Origin of the sequence: Spiractinospora alimapuensis (genome assembly GCF_018437505.1) — a bacterium.
Classification (GTDB): Bacteria; Actinomycetota; Actinomycetes; order Streptosporangiales; family Streptosporangiaceae; genus Spiractinospora; species Spiractinospora alimapuensis.
Genome location: NZ_CP072467.1, coordinates 2207590 through 2225639 on the forward strand (window position 1 = coordinate 2207590; position 18050 = coordinate 2225639).

The 18050-nt window shown below is 69.0% G+C and carries 13 protein-coding genes and 1 tRNA gene; 5 read left to right on the forward strand and 9 right to left on the reverse strand.

Annotation, left to right across the window (positions count from 1 at the left end):
* Positions 1–35: 35 nt before the first annotated feature.
* The 7 genes from J4H86_RS10055 to J4H86_RS10085 form a co-directional block, all read right to left on the reverse strand.
* Positions 36–1442, reverse strand: a complete 1407-nt coding sequence (locus tag J4H86_RS10055; protein WP_236543245.1) for a GntP family permease — start codon at positions 1440–1442, stop codon at positions 36–38.
* A gap of 18 nt (positions 1443–1460) precedes the next feature.
* Positions 1461–2258, reverse strand: coding sequence for a DeoR/GlpR family DNA-binding transcription regulator (locus J4H86_RS10060; RefSeq protein ID WP_236543246.1), 798 nt, complete (start codon positions 2256–2258; stop codon positions 1461–1463).
* A gap of 568 nt (positions 2259–2826) precedes the next feature.
* Complete coding sequence (locus tag J4H86_RS10065; RefSeq protein WP_236543247.1) at positions 2827–3855, reverse strand: Gfo/Idh/MocA family protein; 1029 nt, start codon at positions 3853–3855, stop codon at positions 2827–2829.
* A 247-nt stretch (positions 3856–4102) separates the two neighbouring features.
* Positions 4103–6475, reverse strand: a complete 2373-nt coding sequence (lon, locus tag J4H86_RS10070; RefSeq protein WP_236543248.1) for an endopeptidase La — start codon at positions 6473–6475, stop codon at positions 4103–4105.
* Positions 6476–6590: 115 nt separating this feature from the next.
* Positions 6591–8846: a bifunctional glycosyltransferase/CDP-glycerol:glycerophosphate glycerophosphotransferase gene (locus J4H86_RS10075; RefSeq protein WP_236543249.1), complete on the reverse strand. Its 2256-nt coding sequence runs from the start codon at positions 8844–8846 to the stop codon at positions 6591–6593.
* A 178-nt stretch (positions 8847–9024) separates the two neighbouring features.
* Positions 9025–9678, reverse strand: a complete 654-nt coding sequence (locus J4H86_RS10080; RefSeq protein ID WP_269134547.1) for a response regulator transcription factor — start codon at positions 9676–9678, stop codon at positions 9025–9027.
* Positions 9675–10925 carry a sensor histidine kinase gene (locus J4H86_RS10085; RefSeq protein WP_236543250.1) on the reverse strand — a complete coding sequence of 417 codons (1251 nt, stop codon included), beginning with the start codon at positions 10923–10925 and terminating at the stop codon, positions 9675–9677. Before J4H86_RS10085 ends, J4H86_RS10080 begins: the two co-directional genes overlap by 4 nt.
* 226 nt (positions 10926–11151) lie before the next feature.
* Here J4H86_RS10085 and J4H86_RS10090 point away from each other — a divergent pair, with 226 nt between their 5' ends.
* From J4H86_RS10090 to J4H86_RS10110, 5 genes are all read left to right on the forward strand, one after another.
* Positions 11152–11403, forward strand: coding sequence for an SHOCT domain-containing protein (locus tag J4H86_RS10090; RefSeq protein WP_236543251.1), 252 nt, complete (start codon positions 11152–11154; stop codon positions 11401–11403).
* Positions 11400–11975: a hypothetical protein gene (locus tag J4H86_RS10095; protein WP_236543252.1), complete on the forward strand. Its 576-nt coding sequence runs from the start codon at positions 11400–11402 to the stop codon at positions 11973–11975. Before J4H86_RS10090 ends, J4H86_RS10095 begins: the two co-directional genes overlap by 4 nt.
* 69 nt (positions 11976–12044) lie before the next feature.
* Positions 12045–12851 carry a histidinol-phosphatase gene (gene hisN, locus J4H86_RS10100; RefSeq protein WP_236543253.1) on the forward strand — a complete coding sequence of 269 codons (807 nt, stop codon included), beginning with the start codon at positions 12045–12047 and terminating at the stop codon, positions 12849–12851.
* Between the two features lie 171 nt (positions 12852–13022).
* Positions 13023–13430, forward strand: coding sequence for a YciI family protein (locus tag J4H86_RS10105; RefSeq protein ID WP_236543254.1), 408 nt, complete (start codon positions 13023–13025; stop codon positions 13428–13430).
* Between the two features lie 6 nt (positions 13431–13436).
* Positions 13437–14570, forward strand: a complete 1134-nt coding sequence (locus J4H86_RS10110; protein WP_236543255.1) for an RNA polymerase sigma factor — start codon at positions 13437–13439, stop codon at positions 14568–14570.
* Between the two features lie 255 nt (positions 14571–14825).
* Here the strand turns inward: J4H86_RS10110 and J4H86_RS10115 are convergent.
* Positions 14826–14899: transfer RNA gene (locus tag J4H86_RS10115), tRNA-Met, on the reverse strand.
* An 87-nt stretch (positions 14900–14986) separates the two neighbouring features.
* The gene (locus J4H86_RS10120; protein WP_236543256.1) at positions 14987–18043 is read right to left on the reverse strand and encodes a UPF0182 family membrane protein; all 3057 of its coding nucleotides are present in this window, start codon (positions 18041–18043) and stop codon (positions 14987–14989) included.
* Positions 18044–18050 lie beyond the last annotated feature (7 nt).

Genomic DNA, 18050 nt, shown 5'->3' on the forward strand with positions numbered 1-18050 from the left:
TCGGTACGTGCCGGGACACCCTGTCCTCGTGGCCGTCAGTTCAGGATGAGCGCGGCGACACCCAACAGCGGGAGGCTCGCTGCCCACAGCAGGGTCGTCATGCCCGTCCACATCTTCATCGCCGCCCCACCGGACAGTCCGGTGAACCGGGTGACCACCCAGAAGTAGGAGTCGTTGACGTAGCTGAACACGAACGAGCCAGCGCACGCCGCGAGGACCGCGAGTACGGGGTTGAGTCCGCCGGCCTCGGCGATCGGCGCCGTCAACGTCGCCGCCGTGATGATCGCGACCGTGCCCGACCCCTGGGCGATCCGCACGAAGGTGGAGATCAGGAACGGGAGGAGGAACAGTGGGACGGGCCACGCGGCGACCATGTCCGCGAGGGCGTCGCCCACGCCGGACTGGCGCAGCACCTCTCCGAAGGCCCCACCGGCTCCGGTGATGAAAACGATCATCCCGGCGGATGCGGCGGCCGCGGTGAGCCAGCCGACGACGGTGGAGCGGCGGGTGCCGCGTGGGGGCAGGAGGTAGACGGCGATCGCGAGGCCGATCATCAGCGCGACGGCCGGCTGCCCGATGACACCGAACACGTTGTCGAGCGTGGACTCCGGTGCGACCGCGTTGGTGACCGTGTCGCCGATGATCAACAGCAGAGGCAACAACAGCGGGATCATGGCCCGGAAGGCCCCGATCTGGGGGTCGGGCGGCTCCTCGGTGATGGGACGCATGGCTCCGCCGCCACCGGGGACGGCGATCATGCCCTCTTCCGGCGCGCCCACCGTCGACTCCGCCCCGCTCTTGCCGGGCACGAGCGACGGGTCGACCTGGCTCTCCAACCGTGGCCCCATGATGCGGGCGTAGGCGACCACGACCGGGAACAGCGGGACACAGAACAGCGCGCCCGCGAGGATGATGGCCCCGAGGTCCGCGCCGAGGAGGCCCGCGGCCGCCAGGGGTCCGGGCGTGGGAGGCACCATGTGGTGGGTGATCGACAGCCCGCCGCCCAGCGCGATGGACATGACGACGAGCGGTTTTCCGTACCTGCGGGCGAGGGAGCGTGCCAGGGGGTGCAGGATGACGAAGCCCGAGTCGCAGAAGACGGGGACGGACACTATCGCTCCTGTGCCCGCCAGGGCGACGTCCTCCCGGCCTCGTCCGGCGAGGCGGACGAACATCTTCGCCAGGGCGTCGGCGGCGCCGCTCTCCTCCATGACCTTGCCGATCATCACGCCGAGCGCGATGACGATGCCGATGCCGGCGAGGGTGTTGCCGAAGCCGGTGGTGATGTGCTCCAGGAGCTCCGCGGCGGGCACTCCGGCGATGGCGCCGGTGACCATCGCCCCGGCCAGGAGCGCGACGAACGCGTCCAGGCGGGACCATATGACGAGGGTGATGATGGCGGCGAACCCGAGCACGAGCGCCGCGAGCAGCTGAATCTCCATGCTGCCTCCGGGGGAAGGTCAGGCGGCGCCGGCGGACCCTTCCGGCCGGCGCACGGTGATGGGGGCACACCTAGGGTCGTCCGCGAGCGCGGTGCGGCCTTCGGTGGTGAGGGTGTCGTCGGTGATGACCTGGTACGCGTCGGGCAGCCGTGCCCAGTGCGGGAACGGCTCGGCCCCGATCTTGCTCGCGTCGGCCACCACGACGACACACGTGGCGCGGCGGCACTGGAGTTCCTTGACCTCCGCCAGCTCCGCGCTGCGACAACTAATCCCGAGGGTGGGGACGAGACCGTCCGCACCGATGAACGCGATGTCCGGGGTGACGCGGTCCAGCGCCTCCCGGACGAGGTCACCGACGAACGAGCCGCGCCGGTGCCGCAGTCGACCACCGGCGACCGTCACCTCAACGCCCTCCGCCTCGCACAGGGCCCACAGGGGGCCGGTGCCCGTGGTGATGACGGAGAGGGGGGACGCGGAGCTCGCGAGCTTCTCCGCGATGTAGGTGGTGGTACTACCGGCGTCCAGCAGGACCGTGGGTGAACGACCCAGGTCGAGTCGCGCCACCATGTCGACGGCCCGTTCGGCGATGCGCCGCTTCGCGGTCGCGTGCTGGCGGGACTTCTGCGCGACGGAGAGTTCCGTCCCCGCACCCAGCGGGAGCGCACCCCCGTGGGTGCGGACCACCTTTCCCGCACGCTCCAACTCCGCGAGCACGCGTCGGACGGTGGACGGACTCACGGCCAGCAGCGCGGCGAGGTCGTCAACGCGGTGAACGCCGTCGACAACCGCGTCGTACAACCGCTGATGACGTGGCATAACCCTCCAATGCGCTCAAACCACGCAGACACTCCCGAAAGTATGCGTGTTTCGCGCACGCCACACAAGCCCCGCGATCATCTCCTCCTCACCCGCGCCACGTCCGACGCAGGCGCGTCTGGTCCCCCACAGTCAGCACCACGCGGCATGGGGAGAACATCGGCGGAGCAGGACCGTCACGCTCGGGGGTAGTGCGGGCAGGACCTCCGCACACCCCGAAGGCGACGGCGTGCCTGGGGGCCCGTGGACCTTGGCCGAGCGTCGCGTGGTGGAGCATGCCCGGGCATGCAGTGCGGTGTGTGGCGCTCCGCCGATCGCCAGCCCACGGGCAACGCTCACGCTGGGCGCGGCGATGGTCTCTCGACCCGTCCCGGCCCGCCCGGGCGGCGAGGACGAGCGGGAGCCGCCCGCTGCGAACTCCCCTGGCGACGAACCACGCGGGCGGGGCGTGTCCGTACCGGCTACCCGTAGCTCCGAGGACCTTCCGTGACCCCCGCAGTGGGCGAAACGCCTCCGTCATGGGCAACGGTGTGGACGACCCCACCCGCGTCGGGCCGTCCCGGCGGGGTCACACCTCCACGACCCGCCCCTCGGCCGCGCTCCGGCGCGCGGCGGCGATGACCTCGAGGCCGTGGATCACGTCATGGGTGTCGACCGGGACGGGCTCGCCGAGAGCGACGGCGTCGCGAACCCCGACCCAGAACGACACATAGGCGCCAGACTCCGCGGGGACGGGATGGGTGTCACCCGCGACTCCGAGACGCCCGAGGGGTGGCTCCGGTTGCGGTCCCCAGTCGGGGGACGCTCCGGCGGTGTCCACTGTGTAGGCGCCCTCGCTGCCCAGGAGTCGGAATCGGGGGCCCGGTTGGGCCGCCACCCAGCTCATCGCGACAGAGGAGCGCACCCCGCCACTCGTGTGGGTGAGGGTCAGGTACGCGCTGTCCTCCGCCTGGACGCCGGGGCGGATGGCGTCGAGCTCGGCGTACACGTGGCTGACCGGGCCGAAGAGGTTGACCGCCTGGTCGACGAGGTGTGGTCCCATTCCGTTGAGGATCCCGCCGCCCTCGGCCGCCGTTTCGCTGTCGCGCCATGTCCCCGCGGCGTGGGGCCGCCAGCCCTCGAAGCGGGACTCGAACCGGTGCACACGGCCGAGCCCGCCACCGTCGACCACGTTCCAGAGGGTGAGGTAGTCGGTGTCCCACCGTCGGTTCTGGTACACGGTGAGGACCAGTTCGAGCTCGGCCGCGCGGGCGTCGAGGTCGCGCGCGTCGGCGGGGTCGAGGGCCAGAGGTTTGTCGACGACGACCGAGAGCCCGCTCTCCAGCGCCTGACGCGCGAACGAGGCGTGTGTCGGGTCCGGGGTGGCGATCACCGCGACGTCGAAGTCGACCGCGTTGTCCCACAACGTGTCGATGTCCGGGAGAACGTGGGCGTCGGGATGCTCCCTTTTGGCGCGCGCCTGTCGGTCCGGGTTTCCGGTCACGATCCCGGCGAGCCGCAGGCCCGGTGTGGCGACGATGTACGGGGCGTGGAACAGCGCTCCACCTCGCCCGTAGCCGACCAGGGCGACCCGGAGTTCTCGATCAAGCGCAACCATGCCGCCATTATCGCGTCACTCCCCAATGTTCAGACGTGGACCGCGCTGTCGTCGCCTTCGGTGGCGACGGTGTCGCGCGGGTCCCCGGGCACGAAGCGGGGGCCGCCGGTCCCCCCGAACCGACGGCCCCCTACGGACGGCATCCCCCCGGTGCCGCCCTGGCGCCGGCGGGGCGCCAACATCCCCCTTGAGTTGGGGCCCCGCCTCCCTTATGGCCTTGTGTGGCGGACACTGCCGCCGTGGTCCCTCACGCCGCGACCGGCTCCTGCTGGGCCGCCGGACGCAGTGCCAGCTCCAGGACCTCCCGCACGTCGCTCACGGCGTGCACGGTGAGCTGGGACAAAATGTCCTCAGGGACATCATCCAGGTCCGGCTCGTTGCGTGCCGGGATCAACACTGTTGTTATACCCGCGCGATGCGCCGCTAGCAGCTTCTGCTTCACTCCACCGATCGGGAGCACCCGGCCGGTGAGCGAGACCTCGCCCGTCATCGCGACGTCGGATCGTGCGGCGCGCCCGCTGAGAAGCGACGCCAACGCCGTGGTCATCGTGATACCGGCGCTGGGACCGTCCTTGGGCACCGCACCAGCGGGAACGTGCAGGTGGATACTGCGGTCCTTGAGGTCACCCACGGGCAGTTCCAGTTCAGCGCCGCGGGACCGCAGGTAGGACAGCGCGATCCGCGCCGACTCCTGCATGACGTCGCCGAGTTGCCCCGTGAGCGTCAACCCGCCAGCACCGGACTCGGCGTCGGCCAGCGACGCCTCGACGAACAGGACGTCTCCGCCCGCACCCGTGACCGCGAGCCCGGTCGCGACACCCGGAACGGACGTCCGATCCGCTGATTCAGGTGTGTGCTTGGGCCGCCCAAGGTACCCGCGAAGGTCCCCGGTGTCGACCGCCACGGGGAGCTCGGTGTCCCCCACCGCGACCGACGCGGCGATCTTGCGCAGCACCCGGGAGATGGACCGCTCCAGGTTGCGGACGCCCGCCTCGCGGGTGTACTCACCAGCGAGGACACGGAGTGCCTCGTCGGAGAGCCGTGCCTCACCGTCGTCGAGCCCCGCGCGTTCCAGTTGCCGTGGCAGCAGGTGGTCGCGGGCGATGGTCACCTTCTCGTCCTCGGTGTACCCGTCGAGCCGCACCACTTCCATCCGGTCCAGCAACGGCTCGGGGATGGCCTCGAGCACGTTGGCGGTGGCGAGGAACACGACGTCGGACAGGTCGAGGTCGACCTCCAGGTAGTGGTCCCGGAAGGTGTGGTTCTGCGCCGGGTCGAGCACCTCCAGCAGGGCCGCCGTCGGGTCGCCCCGGAAGTCCGAGCCCACCTTGTCGACCTCGTCGAGGAGCACGACGGGGTTCATCGAACCGGCCTCACGGATCGCGCGCACGATCCGGCCGGGCAGTGCACCGACGTACGTCCGCCGGTGGCCGCGGATCTCCGCCTCGTCCCGGACGCCTCCCAGCGCGACGCGGGTGAAGCTCCGGCCCATCGCTCGGGCGACCGATTCGCCGAGGGACGTCTTGCCGACGCCGGGTGGACCGACGAGCGCGAGGACGGCACCGCTGCGACGCCCTTCGACGATGCCCAGCCCGCGCTCCTCACGCCGCTTGCGCACGGCCAGGTACTCGACGATGCGTTCCTTCACATCATCCAGGCCGGCGTGGTCGGCGTCCAGGATCTCCCGCGCTCCGGTGATCTCGTAGGTGTCCTCGGTGCGCTCGTTCCACGGCATGTCGAGGATGGTGTCCAGCCAGGTGCGGATCCACCCGGCCTCCGGAGAGGAGTCCCCGGACCGCTCCAGCTTGTCCACCTCGTCCAGCGCGGCCTTGTGGACGTGTTCGGGCAGGTTCGCGGCCTCGACCCGCTCGCGGTAGTCGTCCTCCTCGGAGCCCGGCTTGCCGTCCAGCTCGTTGAGCTCCTTGCGGATGGCCTCCATCTGCTTACGCAGGAGGAACTCACGTTGCTGCTTGTCGACGCCGTCCTGAACGTCGGAGTTGATCTTCTCGGTGACGTCCAGCTCGGCGACGTACTCGCGGGTCCACTCGATCAGGTGGGTGAGACGGTCCGCGAGGTCCCGGCTCTCGAGCAGTTCGAGCTTGTGCTGTGTGCTGAGGAACGGCGCGTAGCCCGCCCGGTCGGCCAGGGCCGCGGGGTCGTCGAGCTGTTGGACCGAGTCCAGGATCTGCCACGCCCCGCGCTTCTGCAGGTACGTGGAGAACACCGTCTTGAACTCGCGTGCCAGTTCCGCCAGCTTTCCGGGAACACTGCCCGGCTCGTCCTCGTAGGTCGTCGCATTGACCCACAGCGCGGCACCGGGTCCGGTCGTTCCGGCACCGACGCGGGCGCGCGCGGTTCCGCGAAGGACCGCGGCGGGCTCGCCCTTGGGAGTGCGGCCGACCTGTTCGACCAGCGCCACCGCGCCGACCGGAGCGTAGGACCCGTCGATTCTCGGCACGATGAGCACACGCGGCTTGTCCGCGGTCTCGGCGCCGGCCTGAGCCGCCTCGATGGCGGCCCGGACATCGGAGTCGGAGATGTCGACCGGCACCACCATGCCGGGCAGGACGACATCGTCGTCAAGCGGAAGGACCGGCAGGGTCACCTGGGTAGCAGTCATGAACTCCTCCTAGTTGAGTCACTTAAGCTCAATAAACAAGAGTCCAAGATTGTTCCCCGATCCGTGTTCGCCCACAGCGATCACCCACACGGACGGGATTACGTGGCCGCTGCGCCTACGCCGTGGCGCTTTCGCGAAGAACCCCGTCGAACGTCACGACCGGCATGACGCTTGGTGCCGGACTGCGCTGGTCAATGGGGATAGACGGCGGGAGCTCCTCGCCCAGAAGCAGGCCACGCACCACCGCGCGGCGTACCCGTCGTCGTAGGTACAGAAGCGCTGCCGGAACGCCGCGCGGAGTTCCGCGGCGCGGTGGTCCCGCCACGCCCCCGACCGCACGACGTCGATGAGTCGGTCCTCGGTACGCACCACGGTTCCGGGGCTCTGCCCCGGGGGCGCCGGACGTGATGTCGACGTAGACACCCCGCGATCCGGCGTAGACGTCCCAGTCGGGCACGTATCCGATGATCGGGCGGTCGAGGTTGGCGTAGTCGAACATCACCGACGAGTAGTCAGTGATCAGCCCGTCGGCGGCCAGGCACAGCTCCTCGACGCGCGGGTGGCTCGACACGTCGCGGACCAGACCCCGCTCCTCCAGTTCGGTGATGAGTTGTTGCGGGCCGTAGGAGTAGTGCGTCCGAACGAGCAGGAGATGGTCCGGGCCGATCGCCCGGGCCACCCGCTCCAGGTCCAGCAGCGGTACGTAGCCCCTTCGGTAGTCCCGCATCGTCGGCGCGTACAACAGGACGAAGCGGTCGGACGGCAGGCCCAGCCGCGCACGGATCTCCGCCACGTCCTCGGCGGTGCTGGTGTAGTAGACGTCGTTGCGCGGGTAGCCCGAGGCGACGTTCTGGTAGCTGCCGGGGTAGACCCGCCCCCAGGTCTCTGCGGAGTGGTCGTTGGACACCAGGCTGTAGTCCCAACGGTCGACGCGCCGGAGCAGACTGTGGAAGCTCGTCCCCGCGGCCGCCGCCGGGAACTCCTGTTGGTCCAGCCCCATGTACTTCAACGGGGTGCCGTGGTGGGTCTGGATGTGTACCTGACCGGGTCGCTTGACGATACGGTTCGCGAAGTTCACGTTATTGACCAGGAACTTCGCGCGAGCCATCACTTCGGCGTAGCCCCGCGAGCCGACCGTCACCCAATCCACGCCCGACGGCACCATGTCCGCGTCGCCGTCGCGCACCACCCAGACCCCGCGCATGTCGGGGGCCAGTTCGCGCATGGCGTCGTAGATCGCGGCGGGGTTACAGGACGGTGGCCGGTACCAGTAGGAGGCGAACACCGCGAGTTGGTCGTCCAGGGGGCGGGCACGCTGGACGGAGTAAGTCACGCCGCGGGCGACGCGACTCGAGGCTCGTCGGACCCACCGGCTCGCGGCACGCGCCTGTCGGACGCTGTCACGGCCGACGCGCAGCCCGGTGAGGCTCAGGTGGCTTCCCCGCTCGATGGCCCGATTGGTGCGTCCTGGCGTCCGCTCCGTCGTCTCCCCGTCGGCGGGTGCCAGCTCCGCGATACACGCCGCCGCGTCCCTGAGGTACTCACGCCGATGGGCCCGGGGAATCCGGTTGGAACGGATCAGACAGAAGGTGAAGTGCTCGACCATCTTTCGGTGGAGTTTCCCGCGCACCTCTTCGGACACCCCCGCGCGGTCGACGAAGGCGAACAGTTTCCGGTATTGGTCGAAGATGTCGAAGTGCTTCTTACCCGCCGACGCCGTGATGGCCCCTTCACGGCGCTGCCGATAGTTGAGGCAGGGACGCGGAAGACACATGATCTTCTTGGCGGCGACCATCGCGGCATAGGAGAAGTAAACGTCCTCATAAATTCCGGGCTCGAAACGCAACTCGATACGACGCAGAAACTCCGTCTTGTACGCCTTATTGCAAGCGATATGGAAAATCTCCACCATTTCTGGCCGTTCGTCGAGGGAGAACGTCGACTCGTCGGTGGACCGGAGCAGCTCCTGGAACACGCTGGCGGCGACCCGACCCGTCCAGTAGGACCGCACATGGTCGAACACCAGCAGATCCGGAAACTCTCCCAGTTCGAGGCGTCGGTTGATCGCGGCGAGTGCCCCCGGCTCGTACGTGTCGTCCCCGTCCAGGAACAACACGTAGTCGCCTCGGGCCGCGTCCAGCGCGATGTTGCGCGCCAGACTCAGCCCCCCGTTCCGGGAGCGCGAGATCGTCCGGACTCGGGCGTCCGCCCGGGCGTACTCCTCGATCACCTCCGCACTGCCGTCCGGAGAGGCGTCGTCGACGATAACCACCTCGAGGTCGGTGAATTCCTGCTGGAGAACCGAATCCAGGCAGGCACGCAGGTAACTGCGCACTCCGTACACGGGAACGACAACAGTGAATCGCGGCACGGCCCACCAACCCCCACCTTGCGAAAGCCCCGGAAAACCGACAGCAAAAAGCGTGCAAAACAAACACACACCAGAACATCGAAACTCAATTGATACTAACAAGGCCATTCTGGATTTACTGGGTTTGCCGACCTGACACACCGGACGGATGGGTACGAGTCGCCTCCGCGGCGACCTACTAGTCGACGAGGCCGGCTTGGTGGGCGAAGACGGCGAGCTGTGCCCGGTCGCGGGCCTGGAGTTTGACCATGGCGCGGCTCACGTGGGTGCGCGCGGTGGCGGGACTGACGACGAGCTGTTCCGCGATCTCCTCGTTGCTGAGCCCCTCCCCCACCAGGCCCAGCACCTCCTGCTCCCGCTCGGTCAGGTCCTTGATCCGGGGATGTGGGCGGGCGCGACCGCGCCGGGTGGCGAAGTGGGCGATGACGCGTCGGGTCACCGTCGGTGAGAGCAGCGACTCGCCGGCGGCCGCGAGCCGGACCGCACGCAGCAGTTCGGCGGGTTCACCGTCCTTGATCAGGAACCCCGCCGCGCCGGCGGCGAGAGCGTCGAACACGTACTCGTCGAGCTCGAACGTGGTCAGCATGACCACCCGGGTGTCGGCCAGCGCGACGTCGGCGGCGATCTCCCGCAGGGCGCCGATCCCGTCCAGGACGGGCATACGCACGTCCATCAGCACCACGTCGGGACGGTCCCGCCGCGCGAGGCGGACCGCCTCGGCTCCGTCCTCGGCCTCCCCGACGAGCTCCATGTCGTCCTCGGCGTCCAGCAACACGCGCAGCCCCATCCGGACCAGTGCCTGGTCGTCGGCCACGAGAACTCGGATGCTCACGTCTCCCTCTCCCCACGTTCCCGTTCCCGGTTGACGGGTAGCTCCGCATGGACCTCGAAACCTCCCGCGGTGCGTGGGGCGGCTCGCAGCCACCCGCCAACGGCCTCGGCGCGTTCCCGCATCCCCGCCAGTCCGTTTCCGTCCCTCGGCGGTTGGGCCGGGTCGGCGAGGCCGTTGTCGGTGACGTCGACGACCAACCTCTCCGCGCCGTACCGGATGGTGACCCACACCGACGCGTCGCCCGCGTGTCGGACCGCGTTGGTGAGCGCCTCCTGCACGATCCGGAAGGCGGCGTGGTCCACGGTGGCGGACACGTTACTCGGATCGCCCTCGACGTCACGAGAAACGCGGCGTCCCCCTGCACGCACGGATTCCACGAGCTCGTCCAGGCGCGCGAGGCCCGCCAGTGGTGGGGCTGGGGCGTCGCCGGGCTCCGTCGCGTCGCGGAAGACGGCGAGGGTTCCCCGCAACTCGTCGAGCGCCTCCTTGCTCGTGGCACGGATCGCCTCCAACGCCACGGCCGACTGCTCGGGACGCTTCTCGAGCACGTGCAGGGCCACGCCGGCCTGCATGTTGATGACGGAGAGGCTGTGGCCGACGACGTCGTGCACCTCCTGGGCGATACGCAGACGTTCGGAATAAGCGTGGCGGTCGAGTTCGGCGGCACGCTCCCGCCCCACGCTCTCCCTGCGGGCCCGGAGCAACATGCCGAAAGCCGCGGCCACCCCGAATCCGAAGAGCGCGCCCACCTGTCCCAGGATCGCGCCAAGGTCCGTCAACCCCAGGTAGGGCGCGGAGGCGTGACCGGCGAGAACCACGCCGACGAGCACGACGGTCCACGGGAGGAACCGCCGGGGCGGCAGGTGGGCTCCGGCGGAGAAGGTGACGAACGCCAGCAGGAACATCATCGGCCCGTAGGGATTGCCCAGGGCCAGGAACACGAGCACGGCCACCGCACACCCCACGAACGCGACGCGGGGCGCCACCCGGCGCAGCGCCGTCGCGGAGATCGCCGCGACGATGGTCACATAGGCGCCGGCCCCCAGAGCGGACCCCTGTGGGGGAAACCCCTGACCGTCGTAGCCGGGACCGAAGGGCGGGCCACCGTGGGGCGACGCGCCGTCGAACATCGCCTGGCCACGCGTCGCCACCACGACGACCAGGCCGAGCACCAACGCCAACGAAACATCGAGCGCGAGGACCCGCCCCACGCCCGTCCGACCGCGTCCTCCCTGGTCAGTGCGCACAGTGCGACCCTAACCCGCGGGGCTCCAGCTCCACATCCGTCACAGCGCGTAGACCGCGTACGCGCCGGGACGCACCTCAAGAGCAGCGCCAGAGGCGACGCGCCGCGTAGACCCGGAGATCGATCCTGACGGCATGAACACAGTGTCCGCATCACTGGCAACGGTCGCCGGCCCACCGAGTTGGGGGTCCGAGGGACCGATGTTCGCCGGCCCGATTGGAGTCCTCATGTGTCTGATCCCGCTACTCATCCTTCTCCTGGTGGCATTCTTCCTGTTCCGTCGCTTCGGCCCTCCGTCGTGGGTGCGCGACGGCGGACGCCCACACGGATTCGGCCCGAGGCAGGAGACGCCCGATGACGCCGCGCGGCGGTTGCTCGCCGAGCGGTTCGCCAAGGGAGACATCACGGTGGAGGAGTTCCTGGAGCGCGCGAGTGCCCTGAACTGGTACCCGGGCGGCGAGGGAGACAAGAAGTCGTGACCGCCCACCCCACCGGCGACCGGTCCGCGTCCCCACCCAAGGCGTGGACCGGTCGGCCAATGCCATGGTTCCGCCTGGGGCGACGCTGGCGGGCGCTCGTCGTCACGGTGCACGCGGCGAGCGGCGTCGGCTGGCTGGGAATCCACACCAGCGTGCTGGTGCTCGTGGCCACGGCCGCCTTCTCCGGCGCCGACCCCGCCGCACCGCTGACCGCCGCGGCCACGCTGGTTCGCACGCTCGTCCTGCCCGTCAGCATCCTGGCCTTGGTCACCGGGCTCCTACTCTCCCTGGGAACGCCCTGGGGATTGGCGCGTCACTATTGGGTGCTCGCGAAACTGGTCCTGACCCTCGCTCTGGTCCTGGGGAGCAACCTCAGCATCGGACCACAGGTGGTGGCGATCGCCCACGCGGCGTCGACCCCCGGTGTGGAGCTGGCCCCGGTGGACGTGACCCGGACGGCGATCGCCCTGGCCCTGTCCGGCGTGGTGCTGCTGACCGTGACGGTGCTATCCACCACGAAGCCGTTCGGGCGCGTCGCGCGTCGCCGAACCGCCGGCGGCCACGCACGATGAACTAACACTCACATCACGCGGCGCCCGGCTACTACCGGCGGCATCGGCCACACGCTAGCGTTGTGCGCCATGGCTGCCTTTGACGACGACCTGCGCCTCGCCCACGTCCTGGCGGACGCGGCCGACGACCTCTCCTCCCGCCGCTTTCGCGCCCTTGACCTTCACGTCGACACCAAACCCGACCTGACGCCGGTCAGCGAAGCGGACCGAAACGTGGAGGAGGCCCTACGCAGCACACTCGACCGGGCCCGTCCGCGCGACGCCGTGCTCGGGGAGGAGTACGGCAAGACCGGGAACAGTCACCGGTGCTGGGTCATCGACCCCATCGACGGGACCAAGAACTACATCCGTGGCGTGCCCGTATGGGCCAGCCTCATCGCGTTGTTGGACGGCAACGACCCCGTCGTCGGCGTCGTCTCCGCCCCCGCCCTGAACCGTCGTTGGTGGGCCCAACTGGGCGGCGGAGCCTGGACGGGGCGCAGCCTCACGAAGGCGACCCGCTGCCAGGTGTCCGGCGTGAGCGACCTCGGGGACGCCTCCCTGTCCTTCTCCTCCCTCACCGGGTGGGAAGAACGCAACCGATTGGACCCGTTTCTCGGTCTCACCCGCAAGGTGTGGCGGACCCGCGCCTACGGTGACTTCTGGTCCCACGTCATGGTCGCCGAGGGCGCGGTGGACATCGCCGCCGAACCAGAGCTCTCCCTGTGGGACGCGGCGCCACTGCCCATCATCCTCAGCGAGGCCGGCGGACGAGCGACCAACCTGAGCGGCCGCGACTTCGAGGACGGTGGCCCCTTGGTATGCACCAACGGCGCCCTCCACGACGCGGTGTTGCTGCAACTCAACGGCGGCCCCACACCGGTCCAGGACCGTTGACGGGGTCGTGACACGCTCCCGGTGAGAGGCACTCGTCAGTACCCGAGTTCACCGCCTCCACTCGACTCGAGCAAAGAAACTCCCACGTTGGTGTCGAGAACCCGCGGTCGGCTCCGTCCCTGGGGATGAATGCGACCACGACGGGTCGCACCAGAACGGAGGGCAACCACAATGGCCAAGTACCTGCTGCTCAAGCACTACCGAGGCGCACCGGCCCCGGTGAACGACGTGCCCATGGACCAGTGGACGCCAGACGAGATCTCCGCCCACGTGCGGTACATGGAGGACTTCGCGGAACGGCTGCGCGAGACCGGAGAGTACGTCGAGAGCCAGGCCCTCGCCGCGGAGGGCACGTTCGTCCGCTACGACGGCGAAGGGCGGCCACCCGTCACCGACGGGCCGTTCGCCGAGACCAAGGACCTCATCGCCGGTTGGATGGTGATCGATGTCGACACCTACGAACGCGCGCTGGAACTGGCCGGCGAACTCTCGGCCGCCCCGGGTGCTGGTGGCGAGCCGATCCACGAGTGGCTCGAGCTGCGCCCGTTCATGGGGGCGCCCCCGACGATCCCGGAGTGATTCCGCGTGGACGAGGTCCTGATTCGGACTCTCACCCCCACGGTGATCGGTGTCCTCATCCGCCGCGGCGCGGGTTTCGCGGCGGCCGAGGACGCCGTTCAGGACGCCTTGGTCGAAGCCGTACGCACCTGGCCCGACGGCCCACCGCGGGACCCAAAGGGATGGCTGGTCAGCGTGGCCTGGCGCCGATTCCTGGACGCGACCCGTGCCGACACGGCACGACGGCGCCGTGACCAACGCGCGGACGAGGAACCCGCGCCCGGCCCCGTGACCAACGTGGACGACACCTTGTGGCTGTACTTCCTGTGTGCCCACCCGTCCCTCACCTCGTCGTCCGCGGTCGCGCTCACGCTCCGGGCCGTCGGTGGGCTGACCACACGCCAGATCGCGCGGGCCTACCTCGTGCCCGAGGCGACCATGGCGCAGCGCATCAGCCGCGCCAAGCGCACGGTCGCCGGCGTACGGTTCGACCGGCCCGGCGACGTCGCGACCGTGCTGCGCGTTCTCTACCTGGTGTTCAACGAGGGCTATTCCGGCGACGTCGACCTCGAGGCCGAGGCCATCCGACTGACCCGACAGCTCGCGACCGTGGTCGACCACGAGGAGGTCATGGGGCTACTCGCGTTGATGCTGCTGCATCACGCCAGGCGCCCCGCGCGCACCACCGCTGACGGCGCCCTGGTGCCTCTCGCCGAACAGGATCGTGGTCTCTGGGACACACGCCTCATCGCCGAGGGGATCGGGATCCTGCGGGCGGCCCTCGCTCGCGACCGGTTGGGCGAGTACCAGGCGCAGGCCGCCATCACGGCACTGCACGCCGACGCCGAGACCACGGCGGAGACCGACTGGCCACAGATCGTGGAGTGGTACGACGAGCTGGCGCGGATCACCGGGAGTGCCGTGGTCCGGCTGAACCGCGCCGTGGCCGTGGGGGAGGCCGACGGCGCCCGGGCCGGCCTCGTCGCGCTCGCGGAGCTGGACCCGTCCCTGCCTCGCTACTCCGCGGTGGCCGCGTACCTCCACGAACGGGACGGGGACCCGGCGACGGCCGCGAGGCTCTACGCCGAGGCAGCGCGCCAGGCACCGAATCTCGCCGAACGCGACCACCTCATGCGCCAGGCCGCCCGCCTCAACTCCTGAGAGGTGCAGGCGGTTCACCACCGCGCCTCGGGAAGGTCCAACGCCACCACCCGCCCCGGACGGCTCCCCAGCGGGCGGGAACCCTCTCGATCCCCCATGACGCCCCGTCTTGCCGTCGAACCGCTGTCACACGCACGAGGCCTGGTTCGTGATCGGTCTCGAACCAGGCCTCGACGCGGTGAACTGCGGACCGCTCCTTGGACGACGCAAAAGAAGATGGGCCTAGTCGTTGCGACTAGGCCCATCTGAATCTCGTAGCGGGGGCAGGATTTGAACCTGCGACCTTTGGGTTATGAGCCCAACGAGCTACCGAACTGCTCCACCCCGCGTCGGTGTGTGTCTTTACTTTAGCGTGCCGGACCGTTGAGTACCAAATCGAGCGGGGCCGGCCGGGTGCGCCGGCCGGCCCCTGAGGGTTACTCCTCGGTTGCCTCGTCCTCGGTGGCTCCGCCGTCGGATGCTTCGGCGGCGCGTTCGAGGGCGTCCTGGAGGCGTTCCATGGCCTCTCCGTAGGCGGCGAAGTCGCCGTCCTGGAGAGCCTGGTCGCCTTCCTCGTAGGCGTCGGCGGCGTCGGCGAGGGCGTCCTCGACGGTCTCGTCGCCGCCCGTGTCCTCCTCCTCGGTCCCCGCTTCACCGTCGGGAACCTCCTCGAGCGGCCCGTCTCCCTCGTCGAAGAGGTTGTTCAGGGCGTCCTGGAGGTTGTTGCCCACGGCGACGTCCTCACCGAACCCGACGAGGACCTGCTGCAGCAGCGGGTACGACGCCTGGTCGCCGCCCTCCGCCTGCACGTAGACCGGTTCCACGTACAGCAGCCCGCCCGCGAACGGCAGGGTGAGCAAGTTACCGAAGGTGACGTTGGCGCCCTGTTCCAGCGGCAGCAGGACGTCTCGGACGGACTCGTCGGCCTGCATCTGGTTCTGCATCTGACCGGGACCCTGGATGGCGGTCCCTCCGGGCAGTTGCAGGATGCGTATCTGGCCGTAGTGCTCCGACGAGGGCTCGTTGTCCACCGCCATGAACGAGGCGAGGTTCTCTCGGCCTCGAGGCACGTAGGAGGACGTCATGGAGAAGCTGGGCTCGTCGTCGCCCGGGAAGTGCAGCGTCTGCCGATACGGCGGCACCGGGACGTCGTTGTCGGTCGTCGGGTCGTTGGGGACCTCCCAGAAGTCCTGACCACCGTAGAACTCGTCGGCGTCCTGGATGTGGTACCGCTCCAGGGTCTCCCGCTGGACCTTGAACATGTCCTCGGGATACCGCAGGTGGTCGGCCAGCTCGTCGCTGATCTCGTCCTTGGGCGTGATGGCGTCCGGGAAGGCCGACTGCCACGTGTCCAGGACCGGGTCCTCCTCATCCCACTCGTAGAGGGTGACGGTGCCGTCGTAGGCGTCGACCGTCGCCTTCACCGAGTTCCGGATGTAGTTGATGTCGTTCCGCGGTTGCGTCTCGAGCTGCTGCGTTCCCTCGTTGACGGCGTCCGCGGTCGCGGTGTCCAGGTCGATCGGCGTGGAGTAGGGAATGTTGGACGACGTGGTGTAGGCGTCCACGATCCACTGGATCCGGCCGTCGACCACCGCGGGATACGGTGCGGTGTCCACCGTGAGGAACGGGGCCACCTTCTCGACCCGCTCCAACGGGTCCCGGTTGTACAGGATCCGGGACTCGGCGTGGATCTCCCGGTTGAGCAGGATGTCCGGCTCGCTGTACTTCACGGCGTACAGGATGCGGTCGAGGAAGTTGTTCAACTGGACGCCGCCCTCACCGTCGTAACGGTTGGTCGCCTGTCCACCTTCCTCGTCCTCGGTGAAGCCGTCGCCCTCGCCCTCGCCGCCCTCTTCGGCGCCTTCGTCGGCGGGTTGCTCGTCGGCCGGAGCCTCGTCGGCCTCGTCCGCGCCGTCGGCGGCCGTCAGGGCCTCGGACTGCTCCGGCGCCGTCGACTCGTCGGCCTCCTGGTTGGCGGCCTCCTCGTCACCGGTCTCCAACCCCTCGACGTCGACATCCTCACTGGTGGTGATGTCGCTCTCGCCGGTGTCGAGCGGGTAGTCGTACTCCTCCTCCGCGTCGACGATGACGTACTCGGCGCCCTCACGGCCGTAGTAGATCCGGGGCTCGTACTCCCCCGTGACCTCCTGCAGGTCGCCCCGCGGCGGGATGTCGTACTCGGTGTAGACGGGACGGCCGTCGGTGTCCACCTGGTTACCGGCGGCTGCCACGAACCCGAAGCCGTGGGTGTAGATCATGTGCCGCGTCAGCCAGTTGTCCTGGCCTTCGGGCGGACCGTCGAGTTCACGCGCGGCGATGATGGTGTCCACCATGGTGCCGTCGGGCATCTCGTAGCGGTCGACGTCCAACCGTTCGGGGAACTGGTAGAAACCACGCACCTGCTGGGTCTGCTGGAACGTCCGCGACACGACGTTGGGGTCGACCAGCCGGACGCTCGGAATCGTCGCGGCCTCCTCCGCCAACTGGCTCGGGTTGAGCTCCGTCTCGGCGTCGTAGCTGATGACGTCGGTGTCGTCGATATCGTAGGCGTATCTTGTCGCCTCGATATTGTTCTGGATGTACTCCCGTTCCATCTGCTGCTCGTTCGGGTTCACCTGGAACTGCTGAACGATCGCGGGCCACACCGTACCGATGAGCACGTGCGCGAGCACCAGCAGACCAAGGCTGGTCAGCGGCACCATCGCGTTGCGGAAGTAGATGTTGGCGAAGAACAGCACCGCGCAGAAGATCGAGATGATCACCAGGATGGTGCGTGCGGGCAGGACCGCGGCCATGTCCGTGTGGTGAGGGCCGAAGGTGTAGCCCCGGTCGGAGAAGGCGAGCCCGTACCGGTCCAGCCAGTATCCGGCGGCGCGCAGCAGCACGAACACACCGAGCATCACCGACATGTGAACGCGGGCGGCGACCGTGGCGCGCTGTCCCGGTGTCTGCAGCCGGATGCTGCCGTAGAGGTAGTGCGTGACCACCGCGGCGATGAAGCCGATGATGACGGCCGCGGAGAGGTACCCGAGGATCGTCTCCAGGAACGGGTAGCTGAACGCGAAGAACGACAGGTCCATGTTGAACGCTTCGTCTTCGAGTCCGAACGGCGTGCTGTTGAAGTACAGCAGGTACGCCTGCCATTCGGCGCTCGCCGAGATGCCCGCGAGGACCCCCAGGAAAGCGACGATCAGCCAGAAGACGAGCCGCTTGCGCGTCTGGATCGTCGTACGGTACCGGTCGAGACCCTGCTGCTCGGGGCTGTAGGGCGGGTTGACGACACGGTGGCGGTACGCCATGTAGATGTTGACGCCGACCACGGCGCCCATCAGGAGCGCGCCGATGACGAACATGATCAGCCGGGAGCTGATCTCAGTCAGGAACACGTCGGCGAAGCCGATCGCGCGGAACCACTTGAAGTCGGTCCAGTACGTCGCGGCAAGCACCACCGCCGCCACGAGGGCGAGGATCGCGATCGCGACGGGGACAAGCAACCGAGAG